Origin of the sequence: Methylomonas sp. DH-1 (assembly GCF_046097555.1) — a bacterium.
Classification (GTDB): Bacteria; Pseudomonadota; Gammaproteobacteria; order Methylococcales; family Methylomonadaceae; genus Methylomonas; species Methylomonas koyamae.
On sequence record NZ_CP143089.1, the window covers coordinates 296,973 to 314,696 of the forward strand.

General features: G+C 57.7%; 15 protein-coding genes and 1 pseudogene. 10 read left to right on the forward strand and 6 right to left on the reverse strand.

Annotated features, from left to right (window positions below; all coding sequences use genetic code 11):
* Positions 1-350: 350 nt before the first annotated feature.
* Positions 351-727 (reverse strand): annotated as a pseudogene (locus tag VXJ35_RS01370) (transposase); the annotation flags it as partial.
* 132 nt (positions 728-859) lie between these two features.
* Entirely contained in the window at positions 860-1,468 is a 609-nt protein-coding gene (locus VXJ35_RS01375) for a discoidin domain-containing protein (protein WP_064020179.1), read from the reverse strand.
* A 295-nt stretch (positions 1,469-1,763) separates the two neighbouring features.
* Between VXJ35_RS01375 and fabV the strand changes: the two genes are divergently transcribed.
* Positions 1,764-2,954: an enoyl-ACP reductase FabV gene (fabV, locus tag VXJ35_RS01380; protein ID WP_064020180.1), complete on the forward strand. Its 1,191-nt coding sequence runs from the start codon at positions 1,764-1,766 to the stop codon at positions 2,952-2,954.
* Positions 2,955-2,994: 40 nt separating this feature from the next.
* On the opposite strand, the gene VXJ35_RS01385 is transcribed toward fabV, so the two are convergent.
* On the reverse strand, positions 2,995-3,996 hold the full coding sequence (locus VXJ35_RS01385) for an IS110 family transposase (RefSeq protein WP_197495947.1): 1,002 nt from the start codon (positions 3,994-3,996) through the stop codon (positions 2,995-2,997).
* Positions 3,997-4,238: 242 nt separating this feature from the next.
* On the opposite strand from VXJ35_RS01385, the gene trpD reads away from it, so the two are divergent.
* From trpD to VXJ35_RS01420, 7 genes are all read left to right on the forward strand, one after another.
* Positions 4,239-5,246 carry an anthranilate phosphoribosyltransferase gene (trpD, locus tag VXJ35_RS01390; protein WP_064020181.1) on the forward strand — a complete coding sequence of 336 codons (1,008 nt, stop codon included), beginning with the start codon at positions 4,239-4,241 and terminating at the stop codon, positions 5,244-5,246.
* A gap of 78 nt (positions 5,247-5,324) precedes the next feature.
* Positions 5,325-5,612 carry a hypothetical protein gene (locus VXJ35_RS01395; protein ID WP_064020182.1) on the forward strand — a complete coding sequence of 96 codons (288 nt, stop codon included), beginning with the start codon at positions 5,325-5,327 and terminating at the stop codon, positions 5,610-5,612.
* Entirely contained in the window at positions 5,605-5,928 is a 324-nt protein-coding gene (locus VXJ35_RS01400) for a hypothetical protein (protein ID WP_064020183.1), read from the forward strand. Before VXJ35_RS01395 ends, VXJ35_RS01400 begins: the two co-directional genes overlap by 8 nt.
* Positions 5,929-6,055: 127 nt before the next feature.
* The gene (trpC, locus tag VXJ35_RS01405) at positions 6,056-6,853 is read left to right on the forward strand and encodes an indole-3-glycerol phosphate synthase TrpC (protein ID WP_064020184.1); all 798 of its coding nucleotides are present in this window, start codon (positions 6,056-6,058) and stop codon (positions 6,851-6,853) included.
* A 47-nt stretch (positions 6,854-6,900) separates the two neighbouring features.
* Entirely contained in the window at positions 6,901-7,887 is a 987-nt protein-coding gene (locus VXJ35_RS01410) for a phosphotransferase (protein WP_064020185.1), read from the forward strand.
* A 2-nt stretch (positions 7,888-7,889) separates the two neighbouring features.
* A complete protein-coding gene (locus VXJ35_RS01415; RefSeq protein WP_064020186.1) occupies positions 7,890-8,786 on the forward strand; it encodes a 3'(2'),5'-bisphosphate nucleotidase CysQ in 897 nt (298 codons plus the stop codon).
* Positions 8,787-9,079: 293 nt separating this feature from the next.
* Positions 9,080-10,045, forward strand: a complete 966-nt coding sequence (locus VXJ35_RS01420; RefSeq protein ID WP_064020187.1) for a DUF882 domain-containing protein — start codon at positions 9,080-9,082, stop codon at positions 10,043-10,045.
* 70 nt (positions 10,046-10,115) lie between these two features.
* Here VXJ35_RS01420 and VXJ35_RS01425 read toward each other — a convergent pair whose 3' ends face one another.
* A complete protein-coding gene (locus tag VXJ35_RS01425) occupies positions 10,116-11,885 on the reverse strand; it encodes a murein L,D-transpeptidase (protein ID WP_231914827.1) in 1,770 nt (589 codons plus the stop codon).
* Between the two features lie 195 nt (positions 11,886-12,080).
* Positions 12,081-12,803, reverse strand: a complete 723-nt coding sequence (locus VXJ35_RS01430) for a hypothetical protein (RefSeq protein WP_064020188.1) — start codon at positions 12,801-12,803, stop codon at positions 12,081-12,083.
* A gap of 156 nt (positions 12,804-12,959) precedes the next feature.
* Between VXJ35_RS01430 and VXJ35_RS01435 the strand changes: the two genes are divergently transcribed.
* Positions 12,960-16,550, forward strand: a complete 3,591-nt coding sequence (locus tag VXJ35_RS01435) for a hydantoinase B/oxoprolinase family protein (RefSeq protein WP_064020189.1) — start codon at positions 12,960-12,962, stop codon at positions 16,548-16,550.
* Positions 16,551-16,578: 28 nt separating this feature from the next.
* Positions 16,579-17,028, forward strand: a complete 450-nt coding sequence (locus VXJ35_RS01440) for a thiol-disulfide oxidoreductase DCC family protein (protein WP_231914828.1) — start codon at positions 16,579-16,581, stop codon at positions 17,026-17,028.
* Positions 17,029-17,059: 31 nt separating this feature from the next.
* Here the strand turns inward: VXJ35_RS01440 and VXJ35_RS01445 are convergent, their stop codons facing one another.
* Positions 17,060-17,524 (reverse strand): RNA-binding protein, encoded by a 465-nt coding sequence (locus VXJ35_RS01445; RefSeq protein ID WP_064020191.1) that lies wholly within the window; start codon positions 17,522-17,524, stop codon positions 17,060-17,062.
* Positions 17,525-17,724 lie beyond the last annotated feature (200 nt).

Below are 17,724 nucleotides of genomic sequence, written 5' to 3' on the forward strand. Positions count from 1 at the left end.
CCGCTAACGCTACGCCGCTGAGCTCTACTACAAGGGCTTCCCCAGCAACGGAACTAATATTTTGGTTTTATAAAGATTCATCGTTTCATATTCGTACCCACTCGTTGTCGACTTCCATTTGCGATGTGAGAGGATGAAGGACTGCTAAACTACAACCGGTCATGTTGAGCCTTTGGCTCGGACCCTGATGAAAGACGCGCGCGAGGGCCTCATTCGTTAGTCGGAAGTGACTACCTCCCCTAGAGCTAATCAGGCTCTCCCCGCGCGGGTCCAACCCTTTCACATCAACGCTGGCTGTCCAGCTGTGATTCTATTCTCCTGTTTTTGTCACTCGTTTTCGCGGCAATCCCTTATGCTTGACTCAGCTCAAAGCGGAAGTCTTCGCCGTAGGTCAGCACCGCCCAAGCCATGTGCGCATTCTTGGCCGCGATGGCGACGGAAGCCCGCCAGTAGCCCCGTCGTTCCAGCAAACTCGGGGCCCAGCGGCTATGGCGATCCTGTTTGTCGCCCAAACTATTGAGCACCGCTCGGGCGCCCAGCACGAGTAAACTGCGCAGATAGCCATCTCCGGCTTTGGTGACGCGGCCCAGCCGTGCCCGCTGTATTGCCCCGGCGCCAGTCCGATCCAAGCCGCAACTTGGCGTCCGTTGGCAAAATCGTGTCCGTAGCCTAGGCTGTACAAGATGGCGCTGGCCGTGGTTGGGCCGATACCCGGTAGTTGCATCAGCCCGCGTAGGTACAATTAGCAAAGCGTAATCGTACGAATGTTAATGTCGTTGCTCCAATTATGCTGCGCAAATAGGAGCAACGCTCCGTCCGTGGTTCAAACTGCGTCCACGAATCCCATCCAATCTATTCGCTAGATCGTAGCCGAGCCAAAAAACCGGCGTCTCATCGTGTAAAGCAAACCGGACAACATCAGCAGCGATGCGGGAGGTAGCGGAACTTGAGAGACCGGTTGGACCCAGTCGACTCTTGGCTTCTGGTCGCCTAGCGCGGTCCAACTGCTACCGGCGTATGCGACTATCTGTAAATACCGTCCGGAGGCAGCAGCGAACTCCACCTCGTGGGTTTCAAAATGCGGTCCGAATCCTGAAGTACCTATCCAATCCGAGAATGTCGCTACCGGGGTTAGGCTGTTGTAACTGTTGCCTATCGCTGCATTTGACAGGTAAATCCAGTACTGCGCGTTAGTGGCGGGTGCAACCGCAGCAGTGATAACGACTTTCGACAGGGTTTGGCTGGTCCCCATATCAGCCTGGATCCAGTGCTTGCCGTAACTGCCAGCGTTCCAAACTCCACCATTGAATGCGGCCTGTGCCGAAGTGCCGGGATAGGTTAAATCGGCACTGTACTGGCCGACAGCCAAATCCGCAGCAAACGGCGAAATGATAGGCGCCGCGTTTACATCGACAGCAAGCGTTAGGCCTAATGCTGCCAGTATCAATGAAAGGTTTTTATTGGGCATCAAATACTCCTCAAGATATTTTGGTCTGAAAGTCGGTTGGTTATTGGCGATATTTTATTCTGGAAGTACAACTGTTGGCGTATTGTCCAGAAGTCCAGCACGCCTGGGCATATTGAACAAAGCCTGATCGTAGGCTTGTAATTCCGCTCCTCCGATTACGTTGCGCCTTCCACCAAATCTCACCCCCCAACTCTTTCAATCCCCACCTGCCGAATCCCGGCCCGGTTTGTTATCATGGGCGGCAAACGCGTTCCGGCTCGGGCGCGGCAAAACAACAATTACATTGAGGAGCACCATGATCATCAAACCTCGCGTCCGCGGCTTTATGTGCGTCACCACCCATCCGACCGGTTGTGCCGCCAATGTTAAACAACAGATCGATTACGTTAAAGCCAAAGGTGCTGTCGCTGGCGGCCCGAAAAACGTGCTGGTGTTGGGTGCGTCGACCGGGTATGGCTTGGCTTCGCGGATCGTGGCCGCGTTCGGCGCCGGTGCCAAAACCCTGGGCGTGTTCTTCGAAAAAGAAGGCACAGCCGACAAACCCGGCAGCGCCGGTTGGTACAACTCGGCGGCCTTTCACCAATTCGCCGAAGCCGAAGGCCTGTATGCGAAAAGCATCAACGGCGACGCCTTTTCCGACGAGATCAAGCAACGGGTCATAGCCGCGATCAAGCAAGACATGGGCAAGGTCGATCTGGTGGTTTACAGCCTGGCCGCGCCGCGCCGCACCCACCCGAAAACCGGCGTGACCTATAACTCGACTCTGAAACCGATCGGTAAAGACTTGGTGCAAAACGGCGTCGATACCGATAAAGAAATCATCAAGGAATTCACGCTGACCGCCGCCACCCAGGAAGAAATCGACAACACCGTGGCGGTGATGGGCGGCGAAGACTGGCAAATGTGGATCGATGCGCTGAGCGAAGCCGGCGTGCTGGCCGATGGCGCCAAAACCACCGCGTTTACTTACCTGGGCGAAAAAGTCACCTGGGACATTTATTGGGACGGCACCATCGGTGCGGCGAAAAAGGACCTGGACAAACGCGTGATCGATATCCGCGCCAAATTGGCCGCTATCGGCGGCGACGCCCGCGTCTCGGTATTGAAAGCGGTCGTCACCCAAGCCAGCTCGGCAATTCCGGTGATGCCGTTGTATCTGGCCTTGTTGTTCAAAGTGATGAAGGAACAAGGCACGCACGAAGGCTGCATCGAGCAAGTCGATGGCTTGTTCCGCGACAGCTTGTACAGCGAGACGCCGATTCTGGACAGCGAAGGCCGTTTGCGCGCCGATTTGAAGGAACTCGATCCGAAAGTGCAGGACGAGGTTAGCAAGCTGTGGCCGCAAGTCACCAGCGAAAATCTGAACCAACTTAGCGATTTCGCCGGTTACAAACGCGAGTTCATGAAATTGTTCGGTTTCGAAGTGGACGGCGTCGATTACGAAGCCGACGTCAACCCGGACGTGGCGATCAACAATTTGGGATAAATTCCGTCCTTAGGCAATGTTGTAGATACCGTCTTAAAAGTCAACTTTGAAAAGCGTAATCGCCCCGGTAAGGCTCGCGAGTTTTCAGGACACCAAAGCACAAATGTACGAGTTTACGCATAGCACCACCGAGAGCAGACATTTTGGTTTTTCCACGTGCCTGCAAACGCAGATAGAGTGCTTTGAGATGAGGGTTGTATTGAACGCCGACCACGGTGGCCATGTAAAGGATGGCGCGTATACGGGCGGGGCCAGCTTTGGATAGTCGGGGCCGCCCTTGAATCGACGAACCGGACTGTCGCTCCACGGGCACCAAACCCAGGTAAGCGGCCAGTTGTTCGGCGGATTGAAAGTGATGATTGTGCATCACCGCTAACAAGTGATTGCTAACCTGGGGACCGACGCCGGGAATACTGATTAACAGCGTCCGGTCCGCCTTCAGTTCAGGGTGCTGATCGATATGGTCGTCGATGTCGATCTGGAGTTTAGCGAGTTGAGTTTCCAGGAAAGTAATAGAGTCGAGTAGGGATTGGTGAATCAGTACCGGAGTATCGGTGGCCTGGGCTTTTTCCAGGCGGTTGCGCTCGCGTTGCAAATCCTGGGCGATCGCTTCACGGCGGGATAACAGGGCTTGCAAGGTGCGAGCTTCTGGAGTTGGAGGTGTCCAAGGCCTGGGGTTCAACAACGCGCCGTAACGAGCCAACACCAGACTATCGACGCCGTCGGTCTTGGTGCGCACACCCAGGCTGCGGCCAAAGTCTTTGACTTGAGCGGGATTTACAATCGAGACCGTGACGCCTGCATCGCTCAAGGCGAGTGTAGCCTGTTCGTGATAAACGCCGGTTCCTTCCAGGATAGCGTGTAGCGTGTCAGGCGTGGCCTGTTGTTTTACACACCAAGCTAACAGATCGTCGACGCCCGCTTTGGAATTGGTAACGGATTTCGCACGGCGTTTGGCAGTGGCAACATCCAATAACAGACTGCAATCAAGTTTGGCTTTAGAAACATCGATACCGATAAAAAACATAGAGTGATTCAGCATGAAGAAACAAAATAAACCAACCGAGCCCACTTGCCTTGTGCATACAGGGTCATTGCCCTTGGCTACCGTTCAGTGTCTTCGTTGGCATCAGAAGCGAGACAGAAGGCTTAATCTACATGCCAAGGTCGAACCTTAAGGGTACGCACAAGCTCTTTCTGTCTCAGTGCCAAGGTAGCTAACCATGGCGACAAGTAAGATACAAGGGTACGCAATGCGTACCCTACGCCTACATCAATCTAACCATGTCCATCCAAACCACCCTGCAAAAACTGCTCGACCGCCAAGACCTTAGCGCCGACGAAATGCGCGCCGCGATGCGAGAGATGATGACCGGCGAGCTGAGCGATGCGCAAATTGCCGGCTTTTTGATTGCCTTGCGCTGCAAGGGCGAAACTGTCGACGAAATCGCCGCCGCCGTCGGCGTGTTGCGCGAACTGGTGCATAAGGTGCCTATCGACGGCGAGCACGTCATCGACACCTGCGGCACCGGCGGCGACGGCGCCAACACCTTCAATATTTCCACCACCGCGGCTTTCGTCGTTGCCGCAGCGGGCGGCAAGGTCGCCAAGCACGGCAATCGCTCGGTGTCCAGTTGCTGCGGCAGCGCCGATTTGTTGGAACTGGCCGGCGTCAATCTTGAGCTGCCGGCCGAGCAAGTGGCGCAATGCGTCAACGACATCGGCGTCGGCTTTTTATTCGCCGCCAAACACCACAGCGCAGTGCGGCATACGGTCAAAGCCCGCAAGGAAATGGGCGTGCGCACCTTGTTCAATCTGATCGGCCCGCTATCCAATCCGGCCAATGCGCCGCACCAGTTGATCGGCGTGTTCGACAAACAATGGCTGGAACCGGTGGCAGAAGTCTTGAAACGGCTGGGCAGCCGCCACGTCTTGGTCGTCCACGCCCGCGACGGCCTGGACGAAATCAGCATCGCCGCGCCGACCGACGTCGCCGAACTGGTCGACGGCATCATTCATACCTACACCGTGACGCCGGAACAATTCGGTCTGCAGCGCGCCAGCCTGGATTCGTTATCCATCGGCAGCGCCGCGGACAGCCTGGCCATCGTCAAAGCGGTGCTGAACAACCAACCCGGCCCGGCCCGCGACATCGTAGCGCTGAACGCCGGCGCCGCGATCTATGCCGCCGACTTGGCCGATTCGCTGGACGCCGGCATCCGCCGCGCGCATCAGGTTTTGGCGGATGGGAGTGCGTTGGCTAAGTTTGAGGCGTTGATAAAGTACCGTTGAGATTCCGGCCTTTCTTGCGCAAAGGATTTGAGTGCGGCTCCAGGTGACAATAGGCACACGTCGGCGTACACTCCGGGCATGAAACCGTTTCGCTGGAATCATCAGAAGAACGAACTGTTAAAGAAATATCGCGGAATCTCTTTCGAAGAAATAGCGCTGGCTATCGAGGCTGACGGATTGCTCGACGAGTTGCGGCACCCAAACCAGGACAAGTATCCCAATCAATCCATCCTTGTGGTGGCACTTGATGTCTACGTATATTTGGTGCCATTTGTAGAGGAAGAGAATTACTTTTTCTTGAAAACGGTTATTCCAAGTAGAAAGACAACCCGCGATTATTTACGCAGGAATAAATTCAATGAATAAACTCGACGAATTCGAACAAGAGATTTTGGATGCTTATGAGCAGGGCGAGTTGGTGTCAAACTCGCCGGCAAAAACCGATTTGTCTAAATTCAAGGCCGCGGCCAGCGCGACTTTTATCAAAGACAAGCGAGTCAACATTCGTTTGTCTTCACCCGATTTGATGGATATTCAGGCGCGTGCGCTGGAAGAAGGCATTCCCTATCAGACCTTAATTGCCAGCGTGCTACACAAGTATGTTTCCGGCCGTTTAACGGAAAAGCCTTCGAATTTGAATGCGGGCACCGGCAAGCGACAACGTAATGCAGACAATATATGAGCTGTCGATGTTGAGCGAAAAACCAACGATGTGCTCCAACTTTTATTGCAATGGGTCTTAAATCGGGCCGACACCGGGCATACAAATTACCGCCGCGAAGCGGCACATAACTGACAAGACAAGCACAATGACCGATACACCAGACATCCTAAAAACCATCCTCGCCAAAAAAACCGAAGAAGTCGCCCGCCGCAAAAACAACACGCCGATTTCCCTGTTGCAGGAAATCGCCGCTAGCGTGCAAGGGCCGCGCGGCTTTTACCAGGCCTTGCGTAGTAAGGCCGACCAGCAAAAGCCGGCCATCATCGCCGAGATCAAGAAAGCTTCGCCCAGCCAGGGCGTGATCCGCGAGGATTTCAAGCCGGTCGAAATTGCGGTCGATTACGCCTTCAACGGCGCCACTTGCTTGTCGGTGCTGACCGACAAGGAGTTTTTCCAAGGCTCCGAAGCCAATTTGCAGATGGTGCGGGAAAGATGCCCGCTGCCGGCGATCCGCAAGGATTTCATGATAGACCCCTACCAAATCCACGAATCGCGGGCGTTGGGCGCCGATTGTGTGCTGCTGATTGTCGCGGCACTGGACGACGCGATGCTGAAGGAGTTGGCCGATACCGCCACCGGTTTGGGCATGGACGTGCTAGTGGAAGTGCACGATGCCGAGGAACTGGAGCGGGCGCTGCGGCTGAACACCCACATGATCGGCATCAATAACCGTAACCTGCGCACTTTCGAGGTTTCGCTGCAAACCACGCTGGACCTGAAAAACGCCATCCCGGCCGACAAATTGATCGTCACCGAAAGCGGTATCCACACGCCGGCCGACGTCAAATTGATGCAGGACAACGGCATCTACACCTTTCTGGTCGGCGAAGCCTTCATGCGCGCGCCGTCGCCGGGCCAAAAAATGCGCGAACTGTTCTTTTAAGCGCATGCTCCGGGCCGAATCGGCCCGGTTTGTTCCGATTCCGTCCGATGGAACGCCGCATTTACGAGCTGATACTGCGCGCCACCGCCGCGGCCGCGATTACCGAAACCGAGCCGGTGCAGCGGTTGTGGAGCGGGTACGGCCACATCGTCCGCTGCCGTTTGCGCGGCGGCGACCGCGGCAGCGTAATCGTCAAACATGTGAAATTGCCCGCGCAGCGCAGTAGTTCGCGCCGAACAGATACCCTTTCCCACCAACGCAAACTGCGCTCCTACCAAGTCGAAACGGCCTGGTACGGCCAGTGGAGCCGGCGCTGCGGCGTGGAGTGCCGGGTTCCGCTCTGTCTGGCGGTCGAGTCGTTCGGCGAGGAGATTTTGATCGTGTTGGAAGATTTGGACGCTGCCGGATTTCCGCAACGGCGCTCCCGGGTGGGTGCCGGCGAAATCCGCGCTTGCCTGGACTGGCTGGCCAATTTCCACGCCACTTTTCTTGGCGCGCAACCGGACGGTTTATGGCAAATCGGCACCTATTGGCACTTAGCGACCCGGCCCGACGAATTGCGCGCTCTGTCCGATTCCGCGTTAAAACGCGCGGCCGCAGCGATCGACCGCAAACTTAATTCCGGCAATTACCGGACTTTGGTCCACGGCGACGCCAAATTGGCCAATTTTTGTTTTTCCGCCGACGGCCGGCAAGTTGCTGCGGTCGATTTTCAATACGTCGGCGGCGGTTGCGGCATCAAAGATGTGGCCTACTTTATCGATAGCTGTTTGGACGGCAACGCCGCCCAGAGCCGGGAAACCGAGTTACTGGATTTCTATTTTCAGGCTTTGCGCCACGCCCTTCGCGCCAAAGGCAGCGAGGCCGATGCGCATGATCTGGAGCGCGAATGGCGGGCGCTGTATCCGCTAGCCTGGACCGACTTCCATCGTTTTCTAAAGGGCTGGAGCCCGCAGCATTGGCCGCCGGACAGTTATAGCGAACGGCTGGCGCGGCAAGTGATTGTGGCATTGGCGGATTGCCCGGATCGATGACGATGCGCTTATCTGCAAACGACTTGAACTTACTCCGCCAATGCGCGATTGGCGCCGCTTACCAAGCCGGACATATCATCGAAAGTCACGCCGGCCGGCCGGTTGCGGTCGGTAATAAAACCGGCGGCGCCAGCCTGGCCGCCCAGGTGGTGACCGAAGTGGACCACCTCAGCCAGCAGGCGATTTTGCAGGCCTTGCAACCGGCCTGCGAGATGTTCGACTTGGCGGTGTTGTCGGAAGAGCAGGCCGACGACGGCAGTCGGCTGCGCAAAGACTATTTTTGGTGTATCGATCCGTTGGACGGCACTTTGCCGTTCATCGAAGGGGTGGCGGGCTATTCGGTGTCGATCGCGCTGGTGGACCGCGCCGGCAGTGCAATAATCGGCGTGGTCTACGATCCGCTGGCGCGCAACTTGTATAGCGCTGTGCAAAACGGCGGCGCCTGGCGCGACGGGCAACGGTTAGCGCTGCCGATAACGGCATCGCGCGGCAACATCCTGAAATTTATCACCGATAAAAGTTTCGCCGTCGATCCGCTCTACCAAGCCGCTGAGGCCGGACTGGAGCGGCTGGCACTTGGTTTGGGTTATGCCGGTGCGGCACTGGTATTGCAGGGCGGCGCGGCAATGAACGCCTGCCAAGTGTTGGCCGATGCGCCGGCCTGTTACTTTAAATTTCCTAAACCGCAGGCCGGCGGCGGCAGCGTTTGGGATTATGCGGCCACGGCGTGCTTGTTCCGCGAGGCCGGTGCCATTGCCTGCGATATGTTCGGCAACGATTTGGAATTGAATCCCCAAGGGGCCTTGTTCATGAACCGTTGCGGCGTATTGTACTGCGCGGATAGCGAGTTGGCGTCAGCCGTAGTCGAGTTGTACCGGCAACTGCAGAGCCGTTGTTAATCTGCGCTTTAATGGCCGTTTTTGGTTATGCCACCGGCTGCCGAGGCATTGTATTATCCCGCACGGAGCAACGGCGATAGATGGCGGCCTGGTTAACAAATTCGCCGGGCTGGCCGGCGCGGCTGGCAGATTATGCACCTTCAGGCAATTGTAATATTACCGACAATCGGCGGCCGTTTTTGGCTTTACAGTCGCTTCTGTGTGATAGACTGCTATAATCGAAACGACTTACTTTTGGATTTTAACCTTCGGAATCAATCACTATCCGTAAGATGTTAAACAGGAGATTATGGATGCTGAGACATAACTTAGAGAATGATGGCAACAAGCAGGGCGAAGTGGAGCTGTCGCGACGCAGCTTTTTCGGGCGCTTGGCGGTGGGCGCCGTTTTATCTATCGCAATGCCCGGCGTGGTGCATGCTGCCAAAAGTGCGGCGGTTAAAGCCGACAAGAACCATAGAACCGGAAAAGCGGCAAAAAGTGCGGCACGCCTGCCCAAGCACGAAGCGATTCAAGCCGCTAAAGCCGCGCGGCACGGCGATAAAGCGGTAACTGCGCATAACAGCCATAAATCGGCGCTAACCCAGCACGGCCGGATACAACTGGCGCACGCCGAGCGCCATACGCAATCCCAAGCCAGAGTCCGCGACGTTTACCATGGCAAGAAGCACGGCTTCAGTACCGCCCAAGTCAGCCACGGCCATGACAGCGGCGGTAGAGTTCATTCGGTGATCCGCCCCGGCCAACGCGAACCGATCATCACGCTGGACCAGCAACCGATGTTCGTGGCCGACCGCGGCAGGATGACCTCGCACCGGGCGCTGGCATTTCAAAATCCGCACACCGGCGACAAGTTGAATCTGACTTATTTCGAGAAAGGCCGCTATCTGACCGATGCGCTGGAGGAAATCAGTTTCTTGCTACGCGATTACCGGACCGACGACGTGCATCCGATCGACCCCGAGTTGCTCGACCAATTGCACGACTTGAAGCAAATGTTGGGCTTGCAACAACCGTTCGGCGTGATCTGCGGCTACCGTTCGCCGTTGACCAACGCCAAACTGCACGCCGAACATACCGGCGTCGCCAATAACAGCTTTCATATGCACGGCCGCGCGGTCGATATCCGGATCGAGCGCTTCGATTTGCGCCGGATCCACAACGCGGCGGTAGCGATGCATCGCGGTGGCGTCGGTTATTATCCGGAGTCCAATTTCATCCACCTGGATACCGGGACGTTCCGTACCTGGACTTTCTAGCTCGTTCGCGCTTAGCCGCATAAAAAAGCGCCGTTTCCGGCGCTTTTTTATGCCTGCACCGTTCCGGTCGCTACTGGCTGGCTGTCGCTCCTGCCATTTTGCCGCTTGCCGCCAACTGGTTGCTGCCGGCGCTGGGCGCATGCAATTTGTTCAGGGCTTTCTGCAGCAGCTCGTCCTGGCCGTAAATGTCCGGATAAACGTGCAGTTGATTGGTGTGGTCGACAAAGGTGGTCGCGTAATAAAACAGCACCGGCACCGACCGTTTCAACGTGACGTGGCGGGTTTTCGGTGCCGACATGGCTTGTTCTATCGTGTCCTTGTCCCAGCCTTGTTGGTCGCCCAACACGAACTCGGCCAGACGCTTGGGTTCCGACACTCTGACGCAGCCGTGGCTCAGATCACGCCGCGGCCGGTTGAACGCCGCCCGGCTGGGGGTATCGTGCAAATACACGTCGGCGGTATTCGGAAACACAAATTTGACCCGGCCCAACGGGTTCTTTTTGCCGGGGCGCTGGCGAGCCCGCATATAACTGCCGCCGCCTTTCTCTTCGCTGTTTTGGTGTTTGACCAGCTCTATTTCCTGGCTGGCCAGATAACCTTGGTTATTGGCCGCTTTCGGCAGGATTTCCTTTTCGAAAATGTTTTTCGGAATATTCCAGTAGGGCATGAATTCCAGATATTTCATTTCCTCCCACAGCACCGGCGTTTGCTTGTCCGGCGATTTGCCGACGATGACCTTCATATTGATCGGATTGGCGTCGTCGGGCGAATTGAAGGCCCATAATTCGAAAGCCGGGATATTCACTAAAATCATCGGGCCGTCGCTCGGATCGGGAATCCAGCGCGAGCGCTCCATCGCCAATTCCAACTGCGCCAGTTTTTCCTGCGGTGGCCGGTTGAATAAGGCGGCAGTGGCGCTGCCGATCACGCCGTCGGCTTTCAGACCCTGCTGTTGCTGGACTTTTTTCACGGCTTCGGCCAGGTCGGCATCGTAAACCTTGCTGTCGGGATTAGCGTTATCGGCAATCGCCCCCATTGCCAGCAGGTTTTGCCGCAGGTAAACGATGTGCGGATGCTTGTCGCCGGGTCGCAGTTGTTTGCCGGGCTTGAATTCGTGCATCGCGGATTGGCCGGCCAAAGGCTGCAGGCGGTTCCAAATCTGCTTCAACTGTTGGTATTGCCTGGCTTTGGGCTCGAACACGGTTACCAGCTCGCCCAGCGTCTGCGCTTCCAAATGCTGTTTCAACAAGCCGGCAATATCCAGTGCCGGTTTGGGCGCGATATGCACCGGGTATTCGACGTCGCGCGGATCGACCCGGCCTTGGCGCAAGTCGTGTAGAAAACGCACCAGCGACACGGTCAGGGCCACGTCGTAGCTGGCTGCCGTCGCATTATCGGGCAGCGGAGCGGCGACCCATTGTTTCAAGCGCTCGACATCGTAAGCGGCAGGAATCAATGCATTGCCTGGCGCGTTGTCCAATATGCCGAATAAATCGGTCAGGTTTTTTTCGGAACGGTTGGCGTTAAGCCAAATCGGTTGAAAATTGCTGGCTTGGTAAATTTGCACGACATAGTCGCTGATTCGGCTGAAATCGGGCCGGGCCAGCAGGGGATGTTGCCGGCTGAGCAACAGGTTACCGATAGGATTGTCGGCCGGAATGAAACTGGCGGCGGGGGTGGCCTCTATTGCCGCCGGCAGCGGCGCCGCGACCTCGGGCAGCGCGGCCGGCATGTCCGCCGCCAATACCGGCTCCAGGCCCGCGTAAGAGATGCAGGCCGCCAACGCAAAGCAGGCGCGGCTAGGACGCGAATCTTTCAAGGCATTCGGTAGAGTTATCATGATTAGGCGGATTGTGTTCCTGAATGAAGGCTGCCGCAGGCGGAAGCGTACCCGTTTCCGGTCAAAGCATTTTGCAAACGGCTAATATTGCTTTTTTCGGAGACGGTTGAATTTTAAACCAGTTGCCGGCAGAAGCCAGGCGAAATCGGCATTTCGCCAATAAAAACCGCTATTGCCGATGGCTTCGCAGCCCGGCTAAGCCAATTCTGCCAGATAATCCGCCAAAGCGGCTGCGACCAACTGCCGATGATGGCGGCTTAAGACGCTGTCGCTTGGCACGGGGCCGTAGTTTTGCTCTATCAGGTGGCGGGCATTTGCCAGAAAATGGCGTTTCAGTACCGAGTCTTCCGGGATGGCCGCGCTTGCGCCGGCTGCTTCGGTCGCTTGTGCGACCGCTTCCGGCTGCATGGCGGTTACGGCAGCGTCGGTTTGCGCCGTTGGCTGTAAGCTCGCCGCCTGGATTTGCCGGTAATGGCGCAGCAATACCGAGTCGGTCGGGTAAGGCTGTGCTAGCGCGGCGCGTTCGGCGGCGCGTTGCGCCCAATAATGCCGATTCAATACCGAATCCTGCGGTGCTTGCGAAATTTCAGTGACCGCGGCAACAGCGGCGTCTTGCTCGATCGCTTGCGGCTCTGCCGCGGCCGCAGTTTCCGTTTCGACGAGTTGCGGTTCCTGAGTCGCATCCGTCAGGTCGGCGATTGGTTCGGGTTCGACCTCGGCCGGTTCGGATGGCGCAAATGCCGGAGTTTGCGGGGTTTGCAGGCCTTGCCCGGCCTGCTCGCTGACTAATCTCTTTACGAACATCGAGCCGCGGCTGGAAAAAATTTCCCGGTCGGTGACGACTTCCGGCGCAGTCAAATAAGCTTTCGCGCCGTACAAGGCCGCTGCCACCAGAACCAAATCGAACAAAGTTTCCACGCATTTCCCCCTATGTAATTACTATTTGCTGCGCACACCGCCCCGGCGTCTGCGTTTTCCGGGCCGGAGTCAATTAAAATGCCATTGACCAAGAATGGCTATCATTACATAAAGTTAGCAAAAATTTGATTAGTAATTTCTAGTAAGGTTTTTTCGATGGCGGCGGGCTGGCAATTTTGGATCGACAGAGGCGGTACCTTTACCGATATCGTAGCCTTGGACCCGGACGGCAAGGTGGCGGTGCGCAAGTTGCTGTCGGAAAATCCGGAACAGTATCCGGACGCCGCGTTGCACGGCATAGGCCGGATTCTGCAGGAATCCGGTGCCGGCGGGAAGTCCGGGATAGCCGCCGTCAAAATGGGCACCACGGTCGGTACCAATGCCTTGCTGGAACGCAAGGGCGCGCCGGTCGCTTTGGTTACCAATCGCGGCTTGCGCGATTGCCTGTATATCGGCTACCAAAACCGGCCGGATATTTTTGCATTGCAGATCCGGCGGCCGGAACCGCTGTACCGGGCGGTGGCCGAAATCGATGTCCGCGTCGGCGCGGACGGCCGGATAGTGCAAGCGCTGGACCCGGATCAGGCGAACGCCGAATTACGGCGGATTTACGACCTGGGTATCCGCAATCTGGCGATTGTGTTGATGCATGCCTGGCGCTACCCGCAACACGAATTGGCATTGGCGGAACTGGCGGCCGGGATCGGCTTCGAGCATATTTCGCTGTCGCATCGCGCCAGTCCGCTGCCTAAATTCGTCGCCCGCGGCGATACCGCCGTGGTCGACGCCTACCTGTCGCCGGTGCTGCACCGTTACGTCGCGCAAGTCGAAAACGGCTTGCCGGCCGGCGCATCGCGCCCGCGCTTGTGGTTCATGCAATCGAACGGCGGATTGGTGCGGGCCGCTGCCTTTCACGGCAAGGACAGCATATTGTCGGGCCCGGCCGGCGGCATGGTCGGCGCGGTTGCCGCGGCCAAACGTGCCGGTTTGGCCAAGATCATCGCTTTCGATATGGGCGGTACCTCCACTGATGTTGCCCACTACGCCGGCGAACTGGAGCGCAGCGTCGATAACGAAATCGCCGGCGTCCGCATCCGCTCGCCGATGGTGGCGATTCATACCGTCGCCGCCGGCGGCGGCTCTATTTTGCATTTCGACGGCTTGCGCTGCCGGGTCGGGCCGGACTCGGCCGGGGCCAATCCCGGTCCGGCCTGTTACCGGCGCGGCGGGCCGTTGACGGTGACCGACGCCAATCTGCTGCTCGGCAAATTGCCGGACTTTCCGGCGGTGTTCGGCCCTAACGGCGACTTGCCGCCGGACCGAGTCCGGGTAGAGGCCTTGTTTGCGGCGCTGGCGGAGCGGATATCGGCGGGCGGCGAACCCCGCAGCCCGGAACAAGTCGCCGAGGGTTTTTTGGAAATTGCCGTCGAGCATATGGCCGAGGCCATCAAAAAAATTTCGGTGCAAAAGGGCTACCCGCTCGCCGACTACGCCTTGTGCTGTTACGGTGCTGCCGGCGCGCAACACGCTTGCCTGTTGGCCGAGCGGCTGGGCATGCGCAGGATATTGCTGCACCCGTTGGCCGGCGTGCTGTCGGCATACGGCATCGGCTTGGCGGATTTTCGGGTGTTGAAGCATGCTGCCGTGGAACGCTTATGGCAGGAAACGGATGCAGACGAGTTGCACCGCCGCTTCGCGGAGTTGGAACAAGCCGCCCGCCGCGAACTGGCCGAGCAAGGCCTGGATCGGTTGCCTATCTCCAGCCGCTGGAGTCTGGCCTTGCGTTACCAAGGCAGCGATACCGCGCTAACGCTAGCCTACGCCGATCCGGCCGCGCTGCCGGATCGTTTCGCCAGTGCCTATCGCCGCCAATTCGGTTTCTGTTACCAGCGTCCGGTGGTGATTGCCAGTTTGCAGGTCGAAAGCGTCGCTTGCGATGCGCAGCCCCCCGATATGGCGCCAGCCGCCTCAGATTGCCGTAGCGGCCAGCCACAACGCCGGACGCGCCTGTTCAGCCGCGGCCGTTGGCTGGATGCACCGGTATACCGCCGGGAACACCTGGGCATCGGCCAAGTCGTGTCCGGTCCGGCCGTCGTGCTGGAGCCGACTTCGACAATCGTGGTCGAACCCGGCTGGCAGGCCCGTTTGCAAAGCAACGGCGATCTGCTGCTGACCGGAAACGCTAGCGAATTTACCCCTATTGCGTTAGCCGCCGGCCCCGATCCGGTGTTGCTGGAGATTTTCAACAAGCGATTCATGTCGGTGGCCGAGCAGATGGGTTTCGTGCTGCAAAACACCGCGCATTCGGTCAATATCAAGGAGCGGCTGGATTTTTCCTGCGCAGTGTTCGATGCCTGCGGCAACCTGATCGCCAATGCTCCGCATATTCCGGTGCATCTGGGCTCGATGGGCGAGAGCGTCAAGGCTTTGTTAGTTAACCAGCGAGACAGTCTGCAGCCCGGCGATGCTTATTTGCTGAACTCTCCTTACGCCGGCGGTACCCATCTGCCGGATATCACCGTGGTGACGCCGGTATTCGGCGCCGAGCGGCAGTTGTTGTTTTTCGTCGCCTCGCGCGGCCACCATGCCGACGTTGGCGGCATTTCGCCCGGATCGATGCCGGCCGGCAGCCGCCATATCGACGACGAAGGCGTGATTAGTGCCGGCTTGAAAATCCTCTGCGCCGGCCGGTTTCGAGAAGCCGAGATACTGGAATGGCTGGCCGGCAACCGCCATCCGGCGCGCAACCCGCAGCAAAATCTGGCCGATCTGCAGGCGCAAATCGCGGCCAATCAAAAAGGTGGCCAAGAATTATTGGCCATGGTCGCCGATTATTCGTTACCGGTGGTCACGGCTTACATGCAGCACGTGCAGGACCACGCCGAAGCCTGTGTGCGCCGCTTATTGCAAACGCTGGCCGGCGGCAGCTTTGTCTACCCATTGGACCAAGGCGCCAGCATTGCCGTCACTGTCGCAGTTGACCGGGACTCGGGAGGTGCGCGCATCGATTTTTCCGGCACGTCGCCGCAATTGGCGGACAATTTCAATGCGCCGGCCGCGGTGTGCAAGGCTGCCGTGTTATACGTGATGCGTACCCTGGTGCAAGACGACATTCCGTTGAACGCCGGCTGCCTGAAGCCGCTGGAGATCGTGATTCCGGCAGGCTGCTTGTTGAATCCGCACTATCCGGCCGCCGTGGTGGCCGGCAACGTCGAAACCTCGCAATACGTCGTCGATGCCTTATACGGCGCATTGGGGATCATGGCCGCGTCCCAGGGGACGATGAACAACCTGACCTTCGGCGACCGCGATTACCAATATTACGAAACCATTTGCGGCGGCGCCGGAGCTGGAGACGGTTTTGCCGGCAGCAGCGGCGTGCATACTCACATGACCAACTCGCGCATCACCGATCCGGAGATTCTGGAACAACGCTTTCCGGTGCTGTTACGCGAATTTTCGTTGCGCCAAGGTAGCGGTGGTGGCGGGCGTTACCGCGGCGGCGACGGCGTGGTGCGCCGCATCGAATTTTGCCGGCCGATGTCGGCAGGTATTTTATCCAGCCATCGACGCCAGCCGCCGTTCGGTATGCATGGCGGCGCGCCCGCTGCGCCCGGCGTCAATCGGTTGCTCAAGGCCGGCGGCGAGATTGTAGAGTTAGCCGGCTGCGCCGAAATTCAAGTCGCCGCCGGCGACTGCATCGTGATCGAAACGCCGGGCGGCGGCGGTTTCGGCGCCGACGGCTAGAAATCGCCGAGACCTTGCGGATTCGGTTTTGCCCGGTAGCTTAACCCCGAGAACCGCGCTATCCAACGCTCACGCCAATCCGATCATGACGACAATTGCCGAATTCACGCTGATTTACGATAGCCACTGTCCGATTTGCCGGCGCGAGGTGGCTTGGCTGCAATCCAGAAATGCAGCCGGCAGCATCGCGTTTCAGGATATCCATGCCGACGGCTTCGTGCCGGAACGTTTGGGCGTTACCGAGGCGGAGCTGATGGCGGAAATTCACGGGGTGCGGGCCGATGGCTCGTTGGTAAAGGGTATAGACGCGTTTTACGCGACGTATCTCTTGGTCGGATTGGGTTGGCTGGCCGCACCTTTGCGCTGGCGTTTGACCCGGCCCCTGTTTGCCTGGCTCTATGCCGTTTTTGCCCGCTCCCGTTTGCCGCTGGGAGCCTTGTTGGCGCGAAAGCGCTGTCAAACCGATTGCCGGGTTTGAGCACGCCGCCCGGCGTTAGCGGATCAAGTCGTCACTCGTCGTAAAGTTCGTTTCGCGCCCGGCGGCTGACTTGGTAGACGTTGCGGGCATCGAATACGTTGGCATAGGGTTGAACTTGATTGGACTGTTTGACGTGGCAACGGCGGTCGCCCTTGCGTTGCTCCAGAATTTCGACCGTGACGAGTTGCTGGCCGGCGCGGCGGTCGTTTTTGCCGGAGCGAATGAAGTATTCGCGAACTTCGACGACTTTGTTGTTAAAGCGCTTGCCGTGCAGTTTTTTGATGGCCTGGCGCCCGGCTTTGTCGTCGTCGATGAAGACTCTGCCGTGAAACGCCAACCCATTGGTTTTCAGGTTTTTCAGGCAAAAAATATCGGTTTTCAAAATATGGCCGATTTTGAACGGCAGCCAAAAGCAAAAGCGCAATGCCGGTGCGACGAAATCGGCCAATTCGTCTTCCTGGGAAGCGGAAGGAATATTTTTTACGATCAGTATCATAAGTGCATACCGCGATAATTTGCGCCCAACGCGTTGCCGCTCGCAGAAAAACCCGTCTCGAGCTTAGCCGTTGCAGGGCTGTTGTCCGTTAGTTAGCGTCAATCCCGAGGATTACTTTAACCCTACATCCGACTTCCGGCCAGCGGAAAAAATCCCTAAGTTTGGTAGCGGAATTCGGCAACGGAAAGTGGGAAGTTTTG

What these genes read in the sequence shown, in the direction of transcription:
- VXJ35_RS01375 (WP_064020179.1), bottom strand. Translation starts at nt 1,468, where the DNA reads ATGCCCAATAAAAACCTTTCATTGATACTGGCAGCATTAGGCCTAACG.
- fabV (WP_064020180.1), top strand. Translation starts at nt 1,764, where the DNA reads ATGATCATCAAACCTCGCGTCCGCGGCTTTATGTGCGTCACCACCCAT.
- VXJ35_RS01385 (WP_197495947.1), bottom strand. Translation starts at nt 3,996, where the DNA reads ATGCTGAATCACTCTATGTTTTTTATCGGTATCGATGTTTCTAAAGCC.
- trpD (WP_064020181.1), top strand. Translation starts at nt 4,239, where the DNA reads ATGTCCATCCAAACCACCCTGCAAAAACTGCTCGACCGCCAAGACCTT.
- VXJ35_RS01395 (WP_064020182.1), top strand. Translation starts at nt 5,325, where the DNA reads ATGAAACCGTTTCGCTGGAATCATCAGAAGAACGAACTGTTAAAGAAA.
- VXJ35_RS01400 (WP_064020183.1), top strand. Translation starts at nt 5,605, where the DNA reads ATGAATAAACTCGACGAATTCGAACAAGAGATTTTGGATGCTTATGAG.
- trpC (WP_064020184.1), top strand. Translation starts at nt 6,056, where the DNA reads ATGACCGATACACCAGACATCCTAAAAACCATCCTCGCCAAAAAAACC.
- VXJ35_RS01410 (WP_064020185.1), top strand. Translation starts at nt 6,901, where the DNA reads ATGGAACGCCGCATTTACGAGCTGATACTGCGCGCCACCGCCGCGGCC.
- VXJ35_RS01415 (WP_064020186.1), top strand. Translation starts at nt 7,890, where the DNA reads ATGCGCTTATCTGCAAACGACTTGAACTTACTCCGCCAATGCGCGATT.
- VXJ35_RS01420 (WP_064020187.1), top strand. Translation starts at nt 9,080, where the DNA reads ATGCTGAGACATAACTTAGAGAATGATGGCAACAAGCAGGGCGAAGTG.
- VXJ35_RS01425 (WP_231914827.1), bottom strand. Translation starts at nt 11,885, where the DNA reads ATGATAACTCTACCGAATGCCTTGAAAGATTCGCGTCCTAGCCGCGCC.
- VXJ35_RS01435 (WP_064020189.1), top strand. Translation starts at nt 12,960, where the DNA reads ATGGCGGCGGGCTGGCAATTTTGGATCGACAGAGGCGGTACCTTTACC.
- VXJ35_RS01445 (WP_064020191.1), bottom strand. Translation starts at nt 17,524, where the DNA reads ATGATACTGATCGTAAAAAATATTCCTTCCGCTTCCCAGGAAGACGAA.